Source organism: Arthrobacter sp. NPDC055138 (assembly GCF_053607305.1).
Genome location: NZ_JBSGTH010000002.1, coordinates 355,927 through 371,765, shown reverse-complemented (window position 1 = coordinate 371,765; position 15,839 = coordinate 355,927). Strand labels below are relative to the sequence as shown.

Genomic DNA, 15,839 nt, shown 5'->3' with positions numbered 1-15,839 from the left:
CGAAGGTAGAAATGACTGCACATTCTCTCGATGAACTGTTGGCCGCCGGAGTCCGCGGACGCCACGTGTTGGTCCGTTCGGACCTGAACGTCCCCTTGGAAGGCGAATCGCCCCAGCTGAAGGTGTCCGACGACGGACGCATCCGCGCCTCGCTGCCGGTCATCACCAAACTGGCGGAGGCCGGGGCCCGGGTCATCGTGACGGCACACCTCGGCCGGCCCAAGGGCGCGCCCGAGGAGAAGTTCTCGCTGCGCCCCGCGGTCGCCCGGCTGAAAGAGCTGGCCGCTGTTACGGTCAAGTTCGCCGAGGACACCGTGGGTCCGGCTGCACGGGAGGCAGCTGCCGGCCTGCAGGACGGCGAAGTGCTGGTGCTGGAGAACGTGCGTTTCGATCCGCGCGAAACCAGCAAGGACGACGCCGAGCGTGAGGCTCTTGCCGCCGAACTCGCCGGGCTCACCGCCGGCGACGGGGCCTACGTGGACGATGCCTTCGGCGCCGTGCACCGCAAACATGCTTCCGTCTTCGACATTGCCCGCCTGCTCCCCGCCTACCAGGGCGACCTGGTGCGGACGGAGCTCCAGGTGCTGAACCGCCTCACCGAGGCCCCGCAGCGGCCGTATGTGGTGGTGCTGGGCGGTTCCAAGGTCTCGGACAAGCTGGCCGTGATCGAAAACCTGCTGGGCAAGGCGGACTACCTGCTGGTCGGCGGCGGAATGGTCTTCACCTTCCTCGCCGCGCAAGGGCACAAGGTCGGCGCCAGCCTGCTGGAAAAGGACCAGCTGGACACGGTGCGCGGCTACCTCGCCCGAGCCAAGGAACTGGGGTGCACGTTCATCCTGCCGACCGACATCCTGGTCGCGGAGAAGTTCGCCGCCGACGCGGCGTGGGAAGTGGTGCCCGCCGAGGGCATCGAATCGGCCTCGTTCGGCGCCGACGGCATTGGTTTGGACATCGGTCCGGAATCGGCCGAAGCCTTCGCGCACCAGATCCATTCGGCCAATACGGTCTTCTGGAACGGGCCGATGGGCGTGTTCGAATTTGATGCCTTCGCCAACGGGACCCGCACCGTGGCCAAGGCGCTAACCGGAAGCGACGGCTTCACCGTGGTCGGCGGCGGCGACTCCGCCGCTGCGGTGCGTACGCTGGGCTTCGACGACGACGCCTTCGGCCATATTTCAACCGGCGGCGGTGCCAGCCTGGAATACCTTGAGGGCAAGGAATTGCCCGGCCTTACCGCACTGGACCGCTGACGCCGCCCGGACCTTCGCCGCCAGACGGCGGTTGGTTCCGGCATTGCCCAGCCACAGCGCGGCCCGGCCGCGCAGAACGACGCCCAGCACCACAGATGGAGACCGCAGTGACCACTTCGACCAACGGCAAGTTCGACCGCAAACCGCTGATCGCCGGCAACTGGAAGATGAACATGGACCACGTCCAGGGCATCACCTTGCTGCAGAAGTTGGCCTGGACGCTCAGCGATGCCCGGCACGACTACACCCGGGTGGAGGTCGCGGTCTTCCCCCCGTTCACGGATCTGCGCGGCGTGCAGACGCTGGTCAACGGCGACAACCTTAAGCTTGTTTACGGCGCCCAGGATCTGTCGCCGCAGGACTCCGGCGCGTACACCGGGGACATCTCCGGACAGTTCCTCGCCAAGCTGGGCTGCACCTATGTGCTGGTGGGCCACTCCGAGCGGCGCGAAATCCACGGCGAGAACGACGCCCTGCTGAACGCGAAGCTGAAGGCTGCCTACCGACACAAGCTGACCCCCATTCTGTGCGTCGGCGAGGGGCTTGACGTGCGCCAAGCAGGAAACCACGTGGAGCACACGCTCAGCCAGTTGCGTGCCGATGTGGCCGGCCTCGATGCCGAGCAAGCGGCCCGACTGGTCATCGCCTACGAGCCTGTCTGGGCGATCGGTACCGGGGAGGTGGCCGGCCCTGAAGACGCTCAGGAGATGTGCGCCGCCATCCGCGCCGAGATGGCCGTGTTGTTCGACGAGAGCGTGGCAGCCGGCGTCCGCCTGCTCTACGGCGGATCCGTAAAGGCGGGCAACGCTGCGGCAATCCTGAACGAACGCGACGTGGACGGCGTGTTGGTTGGCGGGGCCAGCCTGGACGCGGGCGAATTTGCTAATATTGTCAGGTTCGAACACCATCTGCTGACAAAGTGATGTCTGCCCGCCACTGGGATATCCCGACAGCTGACGAAAGGCCACTGTGGAAGCTCTGAAGATCACTCTGCAAATCCTGCTCGGCATCACCAGCCTGCTGCTGACCCTGCTCATCCTGCTCCACAAGGGGCGCGGTGGCGGCATGTCCGACATGTTCGGCGGTGGCATGACCACCAGCCTGGGATCGTCCGGCGTCGCAGAGCGAAACCTCAACCGGTTCACGGTGGTTCTTGGACTGGTCTGGGGCACGGTCATCGTGGCCCTGGGCCTGATGATGCGTTTCAGCGCGGAATCCTAAGCGACTTTTCTTCCGGCCCTGCCGCTCACCGGACCGGTTTCGGCTGGGCCGGAATTCCTAGAGACTTTGGCCCGACCCCTTAACCCTGCGCTGTTCCCACCGTAGACTGGTGCCCGATGCAGGGGGCATCCATTCTGGTAATCGGGGGCAAACATGGTTGATCCGTCGAATTCCTTCCGGGCCGTCCGGGTCGGTTCCGAAACGGGCGCCGGGCTTGCCGGTTGGCAGGCCGTGACCGGCCGGACGGTGGTGCCGGTCACCAAAGTCCCGGTCACCTACTGGTGCCCGAAGGGACACCAGACCACACCGGTTTTCGCCAATCTCAGCGAAGCTGACATCCCCACGTCGTGGGACTGCCCGCACTGCGGCCAGACGGCGGCCAGGGAACCTGGCGGAGGCGGTGCCGAGGCCCGCAGCAGCGACGAGCCTTACAAGAGCCATCTGGAGTACGCCAAGGAACGGCGCAGCCCGGACGAGGCGGAGGCCGTGGTGGAACAGGCCCTGGAGAAGTTGCGGCGGCGCCGGCGGGAAGCACTTCGTCGGGCGGAGTCAGGCCGCCAGCGCCGCGGCGACTAGAGGCCCGTACTAGTCGTTGCCGTTGTCGGCCGGGGAGAGCAGCGTCCCCGGCAGCTTGGACGCTGCGTCCTGATCTAGCAGCCATACCGTCCGCTTGCGTCCGCGTGCGCCGGCGGCGGGAACCTGCACCGGGCTGGCACCGGCCAGGGCCAGCCCCACCGCGCCGGCCTTGTCGCTGCCGCCCACCACCAGCCACACCTCGTCCGCCGCATTGATCGCGGGCAGCGTGAGGGACACTCGCTCCGGCGGCGGTTTCGGCGCATCGCTTTCTCCGACGGCCGAGCGGTCCTCCGTCCGGATTCCGGCCATTTCGGGAAACAGCGAGGCAATGTGGGCGTCAGGGCCGACGCCCAGCAGCAGCACATCCAGCTTCGGAACCGGGCCACTCGTGCCCTCGTCGGCCGCAGCCTGTCGGAGGGCGGCGGAATAGGCAACGGCGGCCGCGTCCGGGTCGGGGTATTCGCCAGCGGCGCCGAAGGGATGCACCCGGGCCGGGTCTAGCGGAAGCCCGTCCAGCAGCGCTTCGCGCGCCTGCCGTTCGTTGCGGTCCGGGCTGTCCTTCGCGACGAAGCGTTCGTCACCCCACCAGATATTCACTTTCGACCAGTCGAAGCCGGCAGGGTGTCCAACCTCCGCGACCGCCTTCAGGGTGTTGATGCCCAGGCTGCCGCCGGTGAGCACCACGGTGGCTTCGCCGCGTTCGGCCTGGGCGGCGGCCAGCCGCTCCACCAGCCTCTGGGCGGTCGCGCCCGCGACGGCGGCGACGTCGGAATGGACTATGACGTGTGGTTCAGCGTTCACTGCGGCGCACGCTCCTCAAATTGGTCCGGGGCAATCCATCGGTCAATACTTCACCGAAAACATCATCCGGGTCGAGTCGGCGAAGCTCTTCGGCCAGGCATTCTTCCAGCGGCCGGCGCGGCAGCGAGATCCGCTGGACCGGTTGCCCGGGCAGCAGAAGTTCGGCCACACTGGCGCCGGGACGCAGGATGCGGATGTCGCCGGTGGTGCGCGAGATCTCCACACCCCTGATGCCGGTGCCCGCGAGGTTCTCCACGATGGTGACCGGCGCGTTTAAGGCCAGCGTCAGCCATGCCGCCAGCAGGACGGTGCTGGGGGAGTCCGACGCCCCCTCCACCGCAACGGCCGTCACCGGGGCTGGCTCCAGTTGGTCAAAGACGGCAGCCAGCTGGACGCGCCAGCTGGTCAGCCGGGTCCAGGCCAGGTCCGTATCGCCCGCAGTGTAGGTGTCGCGCAGGCTGAACAGCGCCCGCTGCGGGTCGGCCTCATTGCCGGAATCCGTAATGCGGCGGTGCGCGATCCGGCCGATCGAGGTGCGCGAAGCATCCTTCGGCATGCCGTGCGGCCACCAGGCCACGATCGGCGCATCGGGCAGCAGCAGGGCAGCCACCAAGGACTCGCTTTCGGCAGCCAGCTGGCCGTAACCGTACAGCACGATGACCTCGGCCGCTCCGGCGTCGCCGCCGACGCGGATCTGGGCATCGAGGCGGGTCTTCTCCTTCGAACCTGCATCCACCAGCGCGATGATCCGGCAGGGATGCTCACGGCTGGCTGCGTTGGCAGCGAGGATGGCTTCCTCCTCATGGCCCAACGGAGTCACCACCACCAGGGTGAGCACGCGGCCCAGCGCCACAACGCCGCCCTGCTCGCGCATGGCCACGATCTCCTTCGAGACCTTCGACGTGGTGGTGTCTTTCAGGTCTTTAATCACGGCCTTCTCCAAGTGCGTCCGTCGCGGGCCAGCAGTTCATCGGCCGACGCCGGCCCCCAGCTGCCGGGGGAGTACGGCTCCGGCCTGGTCCGGCTCTCGGCCCAATATTCCTCGAACGGGTCCAGGATCTTCCACGAGAGCTCGACCTCCTGGTGCCGCGGGAACAGCGGCGGCTCACCGAGCAGTACGTCCAGGATCAGCCGCTCGTAGGCCTCGGGACTCGACTCGGTAAACGCGTGCCCGTAGCCGAAGTCCATCGTGACGTCGCGGACTTCCGTCTGGGTGCCGGGCACCTTGGAACCGAAGCGGATGGTGACCCCTTCGTCCGGCTGCACTCGGATCACCACTGCGTTTTGGCCGAAGTCGTCCTCGCTGTGGTTCGGGAACAGCAGATTCGGCGCCCGCTTGAACACGACGGCGATCTCCGTCACCCGGCGGCCGAGCCGCTTGCCGGCGCGTAGGTAGAACGGAACACCGGACCAGCGCCGGGTGTGGATGTCCAGCCGCAGCGCCGCATAGGTCTCGGTGACCGAATCCGGGTTGAAGCCTTCTTCCTCCAGATAGCCGGTGACCTTTTCCCCGCCCTGCCAGCCGCCGGTGTACTGCCCCCGGGCCGAATGGGTCGAGAGGTCCTCGGGGAGCTTGACGGCGGCCAGCACCTTTTCCTTTTCCGCCCGCAGGTCCTCCGCGTTGAAGGAGATCGGTTCCTCCATGGCGGTCAGGGCCAGCAGTTGGAGCAGGTGGTTCTGGATGACGTCGCGAGCCGCGCCGACGCCGTCGTAATAGCCTGCACGGCCGCCAATGCCTATGTCTTCGGCCATGGTGATCTGCACATGGTCCACATAGTTTGCGTTCCAGAGCGGTTCAAACAACTGATTGGCAAAGCGAAGCGCCAGTAGGTTCTGGACGGTCTCCTTGCCCAAATAGTGGTCGATCCGGAATACCGCGTCCGGCGGGAAAACCGATTCAACGATGTTGTTCAGCTCACGCGCGGACTGCAGATCATGGCCGAAGGGCTTTTCGATGACCACCCGGCGCCACGGCGTGCCCGGCGCATCTTCGGTGGCCTGGGCGAGGCCGTGCGATGAGAGCATTTGGCACACCTGCTCGAAGGCCTTGGGCGGGATTGAGAGGTAGAACGCGTGGTTTCCCTGGGTCCCGCGCTGTTCATCGAGCTCCTTCAACGTGGCGCCCAACTGCTCGAAGGCGTCGTCGTCGTCGAATGCTCCTTCGATAAACCGGATGCCGGCAGCCAGATGCGTCCAGATGTCCTCGCGGAACGGAGTGCGGGCGTGCTGCTGCACGGACTCTTTCACCTGCGCGGCGAATTCGGCGTCGTCCCACGGCCGGCGGGCAAAGCCGACCAGCGCGAAGCTGGGCGGCAGTAGCCCGCGGTTGGCCAGGTCATAAACCGCCGGCATCAGCTTCTTCCGCGCCAGGTCTCCGGTGACGCCGAACAGCACCAGGGAACACGGGCCGGCAATGCGGTCCAGTCGGCGGTCGCGGGGGTCCCGCAGCGGATTGGCCGGACGGCCGTGTGCAGTGGAAGGTGCCATGACTACTTTCCGGCGAGTCGGGAGACGGCGTCGATCACCTGGCGCAGACCCGCCGCACGGTCAGCCAAGTGAAGGCGCAGGACGGGGCGGTTTGCCTCGCGCAGGACGTTGGCGTCGCCGGCTGCCTGGGCGTCGATGAGTTCGCCGAAGCTGAACGGTCGGCCCGGGATGGGGACGTCCGCGGCTGCTTCGCCGGTCAACTGCAGGTAGACGCCGGTGGCCGGTCCGCCCTTGTGGAACTGGCCGGTGGAGTGCAGGAAGCGCGGTCCCCAGCCGAAGGTCACGGGACGGCCGGTGGCTTCGGCCAGCAGGGGGCGGATCCGTTCCAGTTCGGCCTGGCCGAAGCGGTCAAGATAGGCCTGCACGCTGACGTAGCCGTCCGGCCCAAGTTTGCCCAGCAGGTCGCGGAGAGCGTCGTCGAGCGAGTTGCCCATGGCCAGCCCGCTGCCGCGTACCTGGACGGCACCGTCGGTAAAGTCGGGAAGCACCGCCTCCGGGCGCTCTTCCAGCAGTCCGCGCGCGGCGGCCTTGGCCGCCTCCACATCCGGCTGGTCGAAGGGGTTGATGCCCAGTAGGCGGCCGGCCACTGCCGTGGCGTACTCCCAGAGCAGCAGTTGGCTGCCCAGGCTGCCGCCGACGGCAACTTCGTCGGCGCCGAGGGTTACCTCGTGATCGGGCGAGACCAGCCGGACGACCAGCACATCGGCGGCTTTGGAAACCGTCTCGGGATCACCGGAGTTGACGACCACCGGCAGCACGCCGGTGCCCAGCTTGCCGGTGGACTCGGCAATCAGCTGTTCGGCCCAGTCGCCGAAGCCGACAATGCCGGAGCCTTCGTCGGCAATGGCCACTTTGTTGCGCAGCGGCTCGGTACCGGCCAGGGCCGCGCCCAGAGCCAGAGCCATGTTGTCGGTGGAGTCCTCGGAGAGGACTTCGGCGGCCTCTTCGGCGTCGTCAAGCAGTTTTTCGATGTCCACACCGGCGAGCCCGGAAGGGACCAGCCCGAAAGCGGTCAGCGCGGAGTAGCGCCCGCCGACGTCGGGATCGGCGTTGAACACCGCCCGGTAGCCGGCTTCCCGGGACGCCTGGTCCAGCGGCGACCCGGGATCGGTGACCACAATGATCCGCGAGGCGGCGTCCAGACCGGCGTCGGCAAATGCCTGCTCGAAGACCCGGCGCTGCGAATCTGTTTCCAGCGTGGAACCGGATTTGGACGCGACGATGATGGCGGTGTCAGCAAGCCGCTCCGCCAGCGCGGCAGCTACCTGCTGCGGATCCGTGCTGTCGAGCACGGTCAGCTCCACCCCGGCGGTATTGGCGATGACCTCGGGAGCCAGCGAGGAACCGCCCATGCCGGCCAGCACGAACCGGGTCACGCCCTCGGCAGCAAGTTCCTTGCGGAGCTCCAGGATGTCCGCCACCAGCGGCCGGGAGAGCGCCGCGGCGTCCACCCAGCCGAGGCGGATGGCGGCCTCCGCTTCAGCCTCCGGGCCCCACACGGTATTGTCCTGGGCAGCGATCCGGGACGCGACCCGGTCCTCGACCAAGGTGTCGATGTGCCGGCGGACAGCGGCCAGCGCAGCTCCCGATGCTTCGAAGGCCAGCGAGCTCATGCCTTCGGAGCCCCCGGTGCCGAGTCCAGCGCGGTCTGGACGGTCTCCCGCAGCTGCTGCCAGCTGGTGACGAACTTCTCCAGGCCCTCTTCCTCGAGCAGTTCGACCACTTCGTTGTAGGAAATGCCGACCTTGGCAATCTGGTCCAGCACCTTGTTGGCTTCCTGGTAGCTGCCGGTCACCCGATCGCCCTCGATCTTGCCGTGGTCCGCAACGGCTTCCAGCGTCTTCTCCGGCATGGTGTTGACCACATTGTTGGCCACCAGTTCGGTGACGTACAAAGTGTCCGGGTATTCCGGGTTCTTCACCCCGGTGGAAGCCCACAAGGGACGCTGCGGCCGGGCACCGGACGCGGCGAGGACCTGCCAGCGTTCGGTGGCGAACTGCTCTTCGTAAATTTGGTACGCCAGCTGCGCATTGGCGACGCCGGCCTTGCCCTTCAGCGCGGTTGCTTCCTCGGAGCCGACAGCGTCCAGGCGCTTGTCGATCTCGCTGTCCACCCGAGACACGAAGAAGGAAGCCACCGAGTGGAGGCTGGCAAGGTCCTTGCCGTTTTCCTTGGCCTGCTCCAGCCCCAGCATGAAGGCGTTGATCACTTCGCGGTAGCGCTGCAGCGAGAAGATCAGCGTGACGTTAACGCTGATGCCGGCCGCCAGGGTCTCGGTGATCGCTTCCAGGCCTTCGGTGGTGGCCGGAATCTTGATGAACGCGTTGGTCCGGCCCACGGCCTTGTGCAGGTGCTTGGCCTCCTCGACGGTGCCGCGGGTGTCCCGGGCCAGCCGCGGGTCCACCTCGATCGACACGCGGCCGTCCACGCCGTCGGTGTCCGTGGCGAGCGCGGAGAACAGGTCGCAGGCTTCGGCCACGTCGGCCGTGGTGATGGCGAAGACCGCCGTGTCCACGTCGGCGCCGTCGGCGGCCAGCTGGTTCACCTGTGCCTCGTAGCTGCGGCCGTCCTGCAGGGCCGAGGCGAAGATGGACGGGTTGGTGGTGACGCCGACGACGTTCATCTCGTCGATCAGGGCCTTCAGGGTCCCGGAACTGATCCGCTCGCGGGAAAGATCGTCGAGCCAGATGGAGACACCGGCGTCGGAGAGAGCCTGGGTATTCGGGTTGGACATCGCGTTCTCCTTAGGAGTTGTTGATCTGTGCGAGCGAGTCGCGGGCGGCCTCGACAACGGCCTCGGCCGTAATGCCGAATTCGCGGAACAGGGTCTTGTAGTCGGCGGAGGCACCGTAGTGCTCCAGGGACACGCTGCGGCCGGCGTCGCCAACCAAGCCGTCCCAGCACTGCGCGATCCCGGCTTCCACCGAGACCCGGGCCTTGATGCCGGCGGGCAGCACGGACTCGCGGTAGGCGGCGTCCTGGCGAGCGAACCACTCGAGGCAGGGCACGGAAACCACGCGGGTGGCAACGCCGTCCGCCTGCAGCGTTTCACGGGCCTGGACCGCCAACTGCACTTCGGAGCCGGTGGCCAGCAGAATCACCTGCGGAGTGGCGTCCGTGCCGCCGGACTGTGCCTCGGCCAGCACATAAGCGCCCTTGGCCACGTTGTCGGCGGAGGCGAAGCCGGCTTCGCCGCGGTCGTACACCGGCAGGTTCTGCCGGGTGAGCACAATGCCGGCCGGGTTGCTGTGGTTCTCCAGCATCGCCTTCCATGCCTGCGCCACTTCGTTGGCATCGGCAGGGCGCACGACGTCGAGGCCCGGGATGGCGCGCAGGCTCGCCAGCTGCTCCACCGGCTGGTGGGTGGGTCCGTCTTCGCCGAGGCCGATGGAATCATGCGTCCAGACGTAGATGGAGGGCACGCCCATCAGGGCGCCCAGCCGGATGGCCGGCCGCTGGTAGTCGCTGAAGATCAGGAACGTTCCCGAGAAGGCCCTGGTGTTGGAGCTGAGCACAATGCCGTTCACGATGGACGCCGCCGCGTGCTCGCGGATGCCGAAGTGCAGCACCCGGCCGTACGGGCCGCCGGACCACATCTCGGTCTGCCGCGACTCCGGAACGAAGGACGGAGCGCCCTCGATGGTGGTGTTGTTCGATTCTGCCAAGTCGGCCGAACCGCCCCACAGCTCCGGTAGCACCGGACCGATGGCGTTGAGCACCTTGCCGGAAGCAGCGCGCGTGGACACGTCCTTGCCGGCGGGGAACTCGGGAAGCGCCTGCTCCCAGCCCTTCGGCAGCTCCGAGGCCTGGACCCTGTCCAGCAGGGCAGCGTTCTCCGGGTTGGCTTCACGCCATGCCTGGTAGCCGGCGTCCCAGTCGGCCCGGGCCTGCTTGCCGCGCGCGGCGACCTGTCGGGCGTGGTCCAGCACGTCCTGCTCCACGGCGAACTGCTGCTCCGGATCGAAGCCGAGCACCTCCTTGACGGCGGCGACTTCCTCGGCGCCCAGCGCGGAGCCATGGATCTTGCCGGTGTTCTGCTTCTTCGGGGCCGGCCAGCCAATGATGGTGCGCAGCGAGATGATCGAGGGCCGGGAGGTCTCGGCCTTCGCTGCCTTCAGCGCCTCGAACAGGGCCGGAATGTCCTCGGCGTACTCGCCGGTCCTGGTCCAGTCCACCCGCTGGGTGTGCCAGCCGTAGGCTTCGTAGCGCTTGAGGACGTCCTCGGTGAAGGCGATGTCGGTGTCGTCTTCGATGGAGATCTTGTTGTCGTCGTAGAGCACCACCAGATTGCCCAGCTCCTGGTGGCCGGCCAGCGACGAGGCCTCGGAGGTGACGCCTTCCTGCAGATCGCCGTCGGACGCGATTACCCACACGGTGTGGTCGAAGGGGCTCTCGCCAGCGGCAGCGTCGGCGTCGTACATGCCGCGCGTGCGGCGCTGCGCGTAGGCGAAGCCGACGGCGGAGGCGAGGCCCTGGCCCAGCGGGCCGGTGGTGATTTCAACGCCCGCGGTGTGCTTGTACTCCGGGTGGCCCGGGGTGAGTGAACCCCAGGTCCGCAGCGCCTTCAGATCGTCCAGTTCCAGGCCGTAGCCGGAGAGGAACAGCTGGATGTACAGCGTCAGCGAGGTGTGGCCGGGGGAGAGGACAAAGCGGTCGCGTCCCACCCACTGCGGGTCCGTCGGGTCGTGACGCATGAACTGCTGGAAGATCAAATAGGCGGCCGGCGCCAGGCTCATGGCGGTTCCGGGGTGGCCGTTGCCGACCTTCTCCACGGCATCGGCGGCGAGAACGCGCACTGTGTCCACCGCCCGCTGGTCCAGCGATGTCCACGACAATTCCTGATCTTGCATATGTGGCACCGGTGGGGCCCTTTCTGATCGACATAGCAGCACCGACGGTCCGGAAAAGGCGCCCGCAACCGCGGACCCGGAGGACCATTCGCCGTTGGCACTGCTTGAGCATTGTTGCGCCATATCCCCGCGGACTGGCACTCGATCCCCACTCTATCCGTTGAGCCTGCAATGCGCAGGACGCTTTACGGTGCGCGCAGTCACAATGGCACTCAGTGATTTTGTACCGGCCGACGCGGCCGACGCTTGGGTCGGTTTCTACGACAGATAGAAGGAGTATGATGTAGGTGCACCTTGACCCGCCCTATGCGGCCGGGCGTTTTCGTGTGTCAGACGGACTCCAGCAGAACTGAGTGGTTTTTCCTTGAATATGCAGACCGTGCCGGACCAGGCGTTGGCCGTCCCGGCCAAGCCCGGCTTTTCGCGCAAGGCCAAAGCGTACATAGCGCTCACGAAGCCTCGTGTCATGGAACTCCTGCTGGTCACCACGCTGCCCACCATGATCTTCGCCTACGGCGGCTTCCCGGACCTTTGGTTGATGGCCGCCACGATGATCGGCGGCGCGCTGGCAGCCGGGTCAGCCGGCTCCTTCAACTGCTACATCGACCGGGACATGGACAAGCTCATGCACCGGACCGAGAACCGGCCGCTGGTCACCGGCGAACTCACTCCTCGCGAGGCGCTGGTGTTCTCCTGGGTGCTGGGCATTGTGGCCGTTGCGCTGCTCTGGTTCGGCGCGAACCCGCTGGCCGGCATGCTGGGCGTCGGCGCGATCTTCTTCTACGTGGTCATCTACACGCTGATCCTCAAACGCCGCACTTCGCAGAACATCGTCTGGGGCGGCGCCGCCGGATGCTTCCCGGTGCTGATCGCCTGGGCCGCCGTGACCAACACGGTGGCGTGGCCCGCCGTCATCCTGTTCATGGTCATTTTCCTGTGGACGCCGCCGCACTACTGGCCGCTGTCCATGAAGTACAGCGACGACTACAACGCCGCCAACGTCCCGATGCTCGGCGCCATTGCAAGTGCCCGCCAGGTCTCCGTGCAGGTTGTCCTGTATGCCTGGGCCACGCTGGTCTGCTCGCTGCTGCTCGCCCCGGTCGGCGGTGCCGGCTGGGTTTACACCGTCGTCGCGCTGGTTAGCGGCGGCTATTTCGTGTATGAATCGCACCGCCTGTACGCGCTGGCAAAGCGCGGTACCGAGACCCCGGCGGCCACGAACAAGAGCGCCATGCGCGTCTTCCACGGCTCCATCAGCTACCTCACTGTGCTGTTCCTGGCCCTGGCCGTTGACCCCTTCATCGGCGGCTCCGTCTTCGGCTGACCGCCGCGGCGTTTCCGTGACGGCGTTGGCTCCCTCCGGCTCGCTGTGCCCGGTTTCGCTGCGCCGTCGTCCTCCAATGTTCAGGCTTCTCCCTCGCTGACCTAAGATTGCGGCATGAATCCCTTCCGCGGTCTCATTGCCTATCCGGTGACTCCCTTCCACGACGACGGCACCGTCAACTTTTCCGAGTTGGCCCGCCACGTTTCCGCGGTCGCCGAATCACCCGTCGACGCAATAACGGTGCTTGGCAGCTCAGGAAACTTCGCTTATCTGGACCGTGCGGAGCGGAGGGATGTCATCGCGGCCGCCGTAGAGGCCGTCAAGGCTGTGCATCCGGGACTGCCGGTGTGTGCCGGCGGGAGCGCCGTGGGCACCCGCGAACTACTGCAAAACATCGACGACGCCGCTGCCTCGGGTGTCGATGGGCTGCTGGTTTCCACCGTCTCCTACTATCCGTTGACGGACGAGGAAGTTGCCGCCCAATGTTTGGCGGCTGCGCGGCAGTCGGCCCTCCCTGTGTGCCTGTACAGCAATCCCCGCACCACCCAGTTCAGCTTCAGCTTGGAGTTGGTGGCAGAGCTGGCCGTTGAACCGAACATCGTAGCGGTGAAGGAATCCGCAGCAGATGCGGACGTATTCCGCACACGGTATGAACAGCTTCGCCGCGTTTTGCCGGCGGACACGAGCGATTTCAGCCATGGCATGAGCGGAGACGCGCTGATTGCCGACGCCGGCTTCGCCGCCGATGCCTGGCACGGCGGCCCGATCGCCGTCCTGCCGGCACACTACCGCTTGCTACGCGATGCCCTGGAAGCCGGCGACGAGGAAGCGACGGACGCGGCACGCGCGGTGCTTTCTCCGCTGATGGGTTACTTCGGGACACTGAGGTCGCTCAGTAACCTGTACGGCTTGGCCAGGGCGGCTGGCATCGAGGCGGGCGATCCGCGCCTGCCGCTGCAGCCACTGCCCGGAAGCAGTCTTCGCGAACTGGCTCGACTGCTCGAGGGCATCGAAGCATTCCGCCCGGCCGAACGGGCGTCGACGGGCGAGTAGTGCCTCTGGGGGTAGGGGCGGGGAGTAGCGCACCTCTGCTGTTGGGCGCGCTCGGCACACTCCCGCTGCAGCGGCGGCCCCAGGCTGCCCGTACACCCTGTATCACCGCGGCAGTTCCTGCCCGCCCCGCTCTTCGTCAACGCGCCATCCTCGCCGCACGTCTGGCCTCCAGCTTTCCACCAGCGCTGTCCCCCGCCGTTGGCTTGCCCGCTGTCTTCAGATGCTCAGCGTTTGGCTTTGGCTGTTTGGCCACGTCCGCCAAATCTGACTTCAGGATTCGTCACGATCCCAAATTGTCGTAGGCAGCTGGTTGGGTTGGGTCATGGAGGAGAACGCGGAGCGGGGGCAGGTTTCCGGGGAGGGCCGGCGGTTGCCTACGCAGGAGGAGCGTGAGGCGGCGATCGCGGCGATTCTGGCGCGGATGAAGCCGGCCCGGAAGGTGCCGGTGCCGGTGCCGGCGCGGTGGGCGGAGCCGGTGTTCGAGCCCGGCCCGGACCCGTACGCGGGCCTGGTGATCCCGCCGGCCGCGGATGAGGAGCTTGACCAGGGGAACCGGGCGTACCGGGAGGACTTCGCGGTCTGGGAACTCGACGACGGGACCGACCGGCCGCCGGGGGTGGGTGCGGTGCCGGCGGAGTTCGCGGAGCTGCCGAACCTGCCCGAGGGGTGCTGGCTGCCGGCGGGGTTGTTTGAGTCGGAAGCGAACGCCGACTATTACGCCGAACGCCTTGAAACACTGGTCGCGGGGGCGGAGCCGGCGGTGTTGCTGGCCACGCTGACCGGGTCGGAAACCGGCGGGCTGGGGTATCAGGAGGCGGTGGAGCATCTGGCCGCGGTGCACCGGGTCAGGTGTTGGCTCGATGCCCGGGAGGTGGCGTTGGAGGCGCAGCTGGGCCGCAGGGCGCTGAAGCAGTTGCCGCCGCCGGGGCCGGGGTGCACCACGTTGCGGCAGCGGCAGTTGCTGGCCGCGACGTCCGCGGCCGAGGAACTGGGCTGCCTGCTCGGCCTGCCCGATCACCAGGCCCGGGCGCGGTTGGACCAGGCCGCTGACCTGCACCGGTTGTTTCCCGCCACGCTGGCGGCGATGGCCGCCGGGGACCTGGACCGGGAACAGGCCGCCGTTATTGTCAGCCAGGGCCGGTCCCTGCCCGAGGACGCGGCGGCCGGGTTCGAACAGGCCCTGTTGGGCCGGGTGAAGGGCAGGTCGCTGCGGTCGCTGCGGGACATGGCCCGGCGGCTGCGCGAGCGCACGCACCCGGAGACCATCACCAGGCGCCGCCGCAGGGCGGAGGAACGGCGGAACGTGGGCGTGGAACCGGCGCCGGACGGGATGGCGTGGCTGAACGCGTACCTGCCGGCCGAGCAGGCCGCCGCGATCGATGACCGGCTCACCCGCACCGCCCACCACCTGCGCGGCCAGACCGGGGAAACCCGGTCCAGGGGGCAGTTGCGGGCCGACGTGTTCACCGACCTGCTCGTGCACGCGGGGATGGAGACCGGGCCGGCGGCCGGGATCCACGCCGAACCGGCGGTCACCGTCCCGGTGCTCTCGCTGCTGGGATTGAGCGAGGAACCGGCCACGCTGGACGGGTTCGGGCCGATCCCGGCGGACACGGCCCGGCAACTGTGTGCCGATGCGAAGTCGTTCTACCGGATCCTGACCCACCCGGAAACCGGGGCCCGGCTCTCCTACGGCCGCACCCGGTACCGGCCGCCCGCTGACCTGGCCCGGACGGTACGGAAACGGGACGAGGTGTGTCCGTTTGCCGGCTGCCGCAAACACGGCAAGGCCTGCCAGATCGACCACACCCAGGCCTTCCGCGCCGACGGCGCCAAAGGCGAAACCGACGCCGGGAACCTGGGCCCGCCGTGCGAGACCCACCACGGGCTGAAAACCCGCGCCGGCTGGAACATGGCCCAGCCCGCGCCCGGAGTGTTCGAAGTGACCACCCCGGCCGGCCGGACCTACACCGACCAACCCGGCGAAGACAACGACCCGCCCGGCCAACCGGCCTACCCGCCCGCCCTCACCGCCGCGCTCCCGAACGACCACCGGCAACGAATCGAACCACTCACCACCAAGCCACCGATGGGACCCGGGCCAGCGGACAGCTCCAGCGATGACGGTTGGTTGCCGCCCTGGCACCCGGTCCATAAGAATCAAGCAGCAGACCACCAGAACGAACCACCGGCAACCGATCGGCTGCAACACTGGCCGTCACCAAACCAACAGCAGGACCCGCCGCCCTTCTGAGGTCAAACGACCTGAGAGAGGTG

General features: G+C 67.4%; 13 protein-coding genes. 7 read left to right on the top strand and 6 right to left on the bottom strand.

Translation table 11 applies throughout. The annotated features are described in order from the left end of the window. The first annotated feature begins 11 nt into the window (after nucleotides 1-11). From ACWF5H_RS06890 to ACWF5H_RS06875, 4 genes are all read left to right on the top strand, one after another. A complete protein-coding gene (locus tag ACWF5H_RS06890) occupies nucleotides 12-1,250 on the top strand; it encodes a phosphoglycerate kinase (protein ID WP_452035765.1) in 1,239 nt (412 codons plus the stop codon). 107 nt (nucleotides 1,251-1,357) lie between these two features. Further along, nucleotides 1,358-2,173: a triose-phosphate isomerase gene (gene tpiA, locus ACWF5H_RS06885; RefSeq protein WP_452035764.1), complete on the top strand. Its 816-nt coding sequence runs from the start codon at nucleotides 1,358-1,360 to the stop codon at nucleotides 2,171-2,173. Between the two features lie 46 nt (nucleotides 2,174-2,219). Then, nucleotides 2,220-2,471: a preprotein translocase subunit SecG gene (secG, locus tag ACWF5H_RS06880; protein ID WP_127515609.1), complete on the top strand. Its 252-nt coding sequence runs from the start codon at nucleotides 2,220-2,222 to the stop codon at nucleotides 2,469-2,471. A 153-nt stretch (nucleotides 2,472-2,624) separates the two neighbouring features. After that, nucleotides 2,625-3,047: an RNA polymerase-binding protein RbpA gene (locus ACWF5H_RS06875; protein WP_241912970.1), complete on the top strand. Its 423-nt coding sequence runs from the start codon at nucleotides 2,625-2,627 to the stop codon at nucleotides 3,045-3,047. A gap of 9 nt (nucleotides 3,048-3,056) precedes the next feature. Here the strand turns inward: ACWF5H_RS06875 and pgl are convergent, their stop codons facing one another. The 6 genes from pgl to tkt are packed head-to-tail and all read right to left on the bottom strand — an operon-like array spanning nucleotide 3,057 to nucleotide 11,185. After that, nucleotides 3,057-3,848 (bottom strand): 6-phosphogluconolactonase, encoded by a 792-nt coding sequence (pgl, locus tag ACWF5H_RS06870; RefSeq protein WP_452035762.1) that lies wholly within the window; start codon nucleotides 3,846-3,848, stop codon nucleotides 3,057-3,059. Then, nucleotides 3,838-4,779, bottom strand: a complete 942-nt coding sequence (locus ACWF5H_RS06865; protein ID WP_364647841.1) for a glucose-6-phosphate dehydrogenase assembly protein OpcA — start codon at nucleotides 4,777-4,779, stop codon at nucleotides 3,838-3,840. The genes pgl and ACWF5H_RS06865 overlap by 11 nt, the downstream gene beginning before the upstream one ends. After that, nucleotides 4,776-6,335, bottom strand: coding sequence for a glucose-6-phosphate dehydrogenase (gene zwf / locus ACWF5H_RS06860; RefSeq protein ID WP_452035760.1), 1,560 nt, complete (start codon nucleotides 6,333-6,335; stop codon nucleotides 4,776-4,778). Before zwf ends, ACWF5H_RS06865 begins: the two co-directional genes overlap by 4 nt. A 2-nt stretch (nucleotides 6,336-6,337) precedes the next feature. After that, nucleotides 6,338-7,948, bottom strand: coding sequence for a glucose-6-phosphate isomerase (locus ACWF5H_RS06855; protein ID WP_452035758.1), 1,611 nt, complete (start codon nucleotides 7,946-7,948; stop codon nucleotides 6,338-6,340). Next, a complete protein-coding gene (gene tal, locus ACWF5H_RS06850) occupies nucleotides 7,945-9,069 on the bottom strand; it encodes a transaldolase (protein WP_364647832.1) in 1,125 nt (374 codons plus the stop codon). The genes ACWF5H_RS06855 and tal overlap by 4 nt, the downstream gene beginning before the upstream one ends. 10 nt (nucleotides 9,070-9,079) lie before the next feature. Continuing rightward, entirely contained in the window at nucleotides 9,080-11,185 is a 2,106-nt protein-coding gene (gene tkt / locus ACWF5H_RS06845; RefSeq protein ID WP_452036063.1) for a transketolase, read from the bottom strand. A 370-nt stretch (nucleotides 11,186-11,555) separates the two neighbouring features. Between tkt and ACWF5H_RS06840 the strand changes: the two genes are divergently transcribed. The 3 genes from ACWF5H_RS06840 to ACWF5H_RS06830 all read left to right on the top strand — a co-directional run bounded on the left by ACWF5H_RS06840 (nucleotide 11,556) and on the right by ACWF5H_RS06830 (nucleotide 15,816). After that, nucleotides 11,556-12,509 (top strand): heme o synthase, encoded by a 954-nt coding sequence (locus tag ACWF5H_RS06840; RefSeq protein WP_452036061.1) that lies wholly within the window; start codon nucleotides 11,556-11,558, stop codon nucleotides 12,507-12,509. Between the two features lie 114 nt (nucleotides 12,510-12,623). Beyond that, entirely contained in the window at nucleotides 12,624-13,562 is a 939-nt protein-coding gene (locus ACWF5H_RS06835) for a dihydrodipicolinate synthase family protein (RefSeq protein ID WP_452035756.1), read from the top strand. 322 nt (nucleotides 13,563-13,884) lie between these two features. Next, nucleotides 13,885-15,816, top strand: coding sequence for a DUF222 domain-containing protein (locus ACWF5H_RS06830; RefSeq protein WP_452035754.1), 1,932 nt, complete (start codon nucleotides 13,885-13,887; stop codon nucleotides 15,814-15,816). The last annotated feature ends 23 nt before the right edge of the window (nucleotides 15,817-15,839 follow it).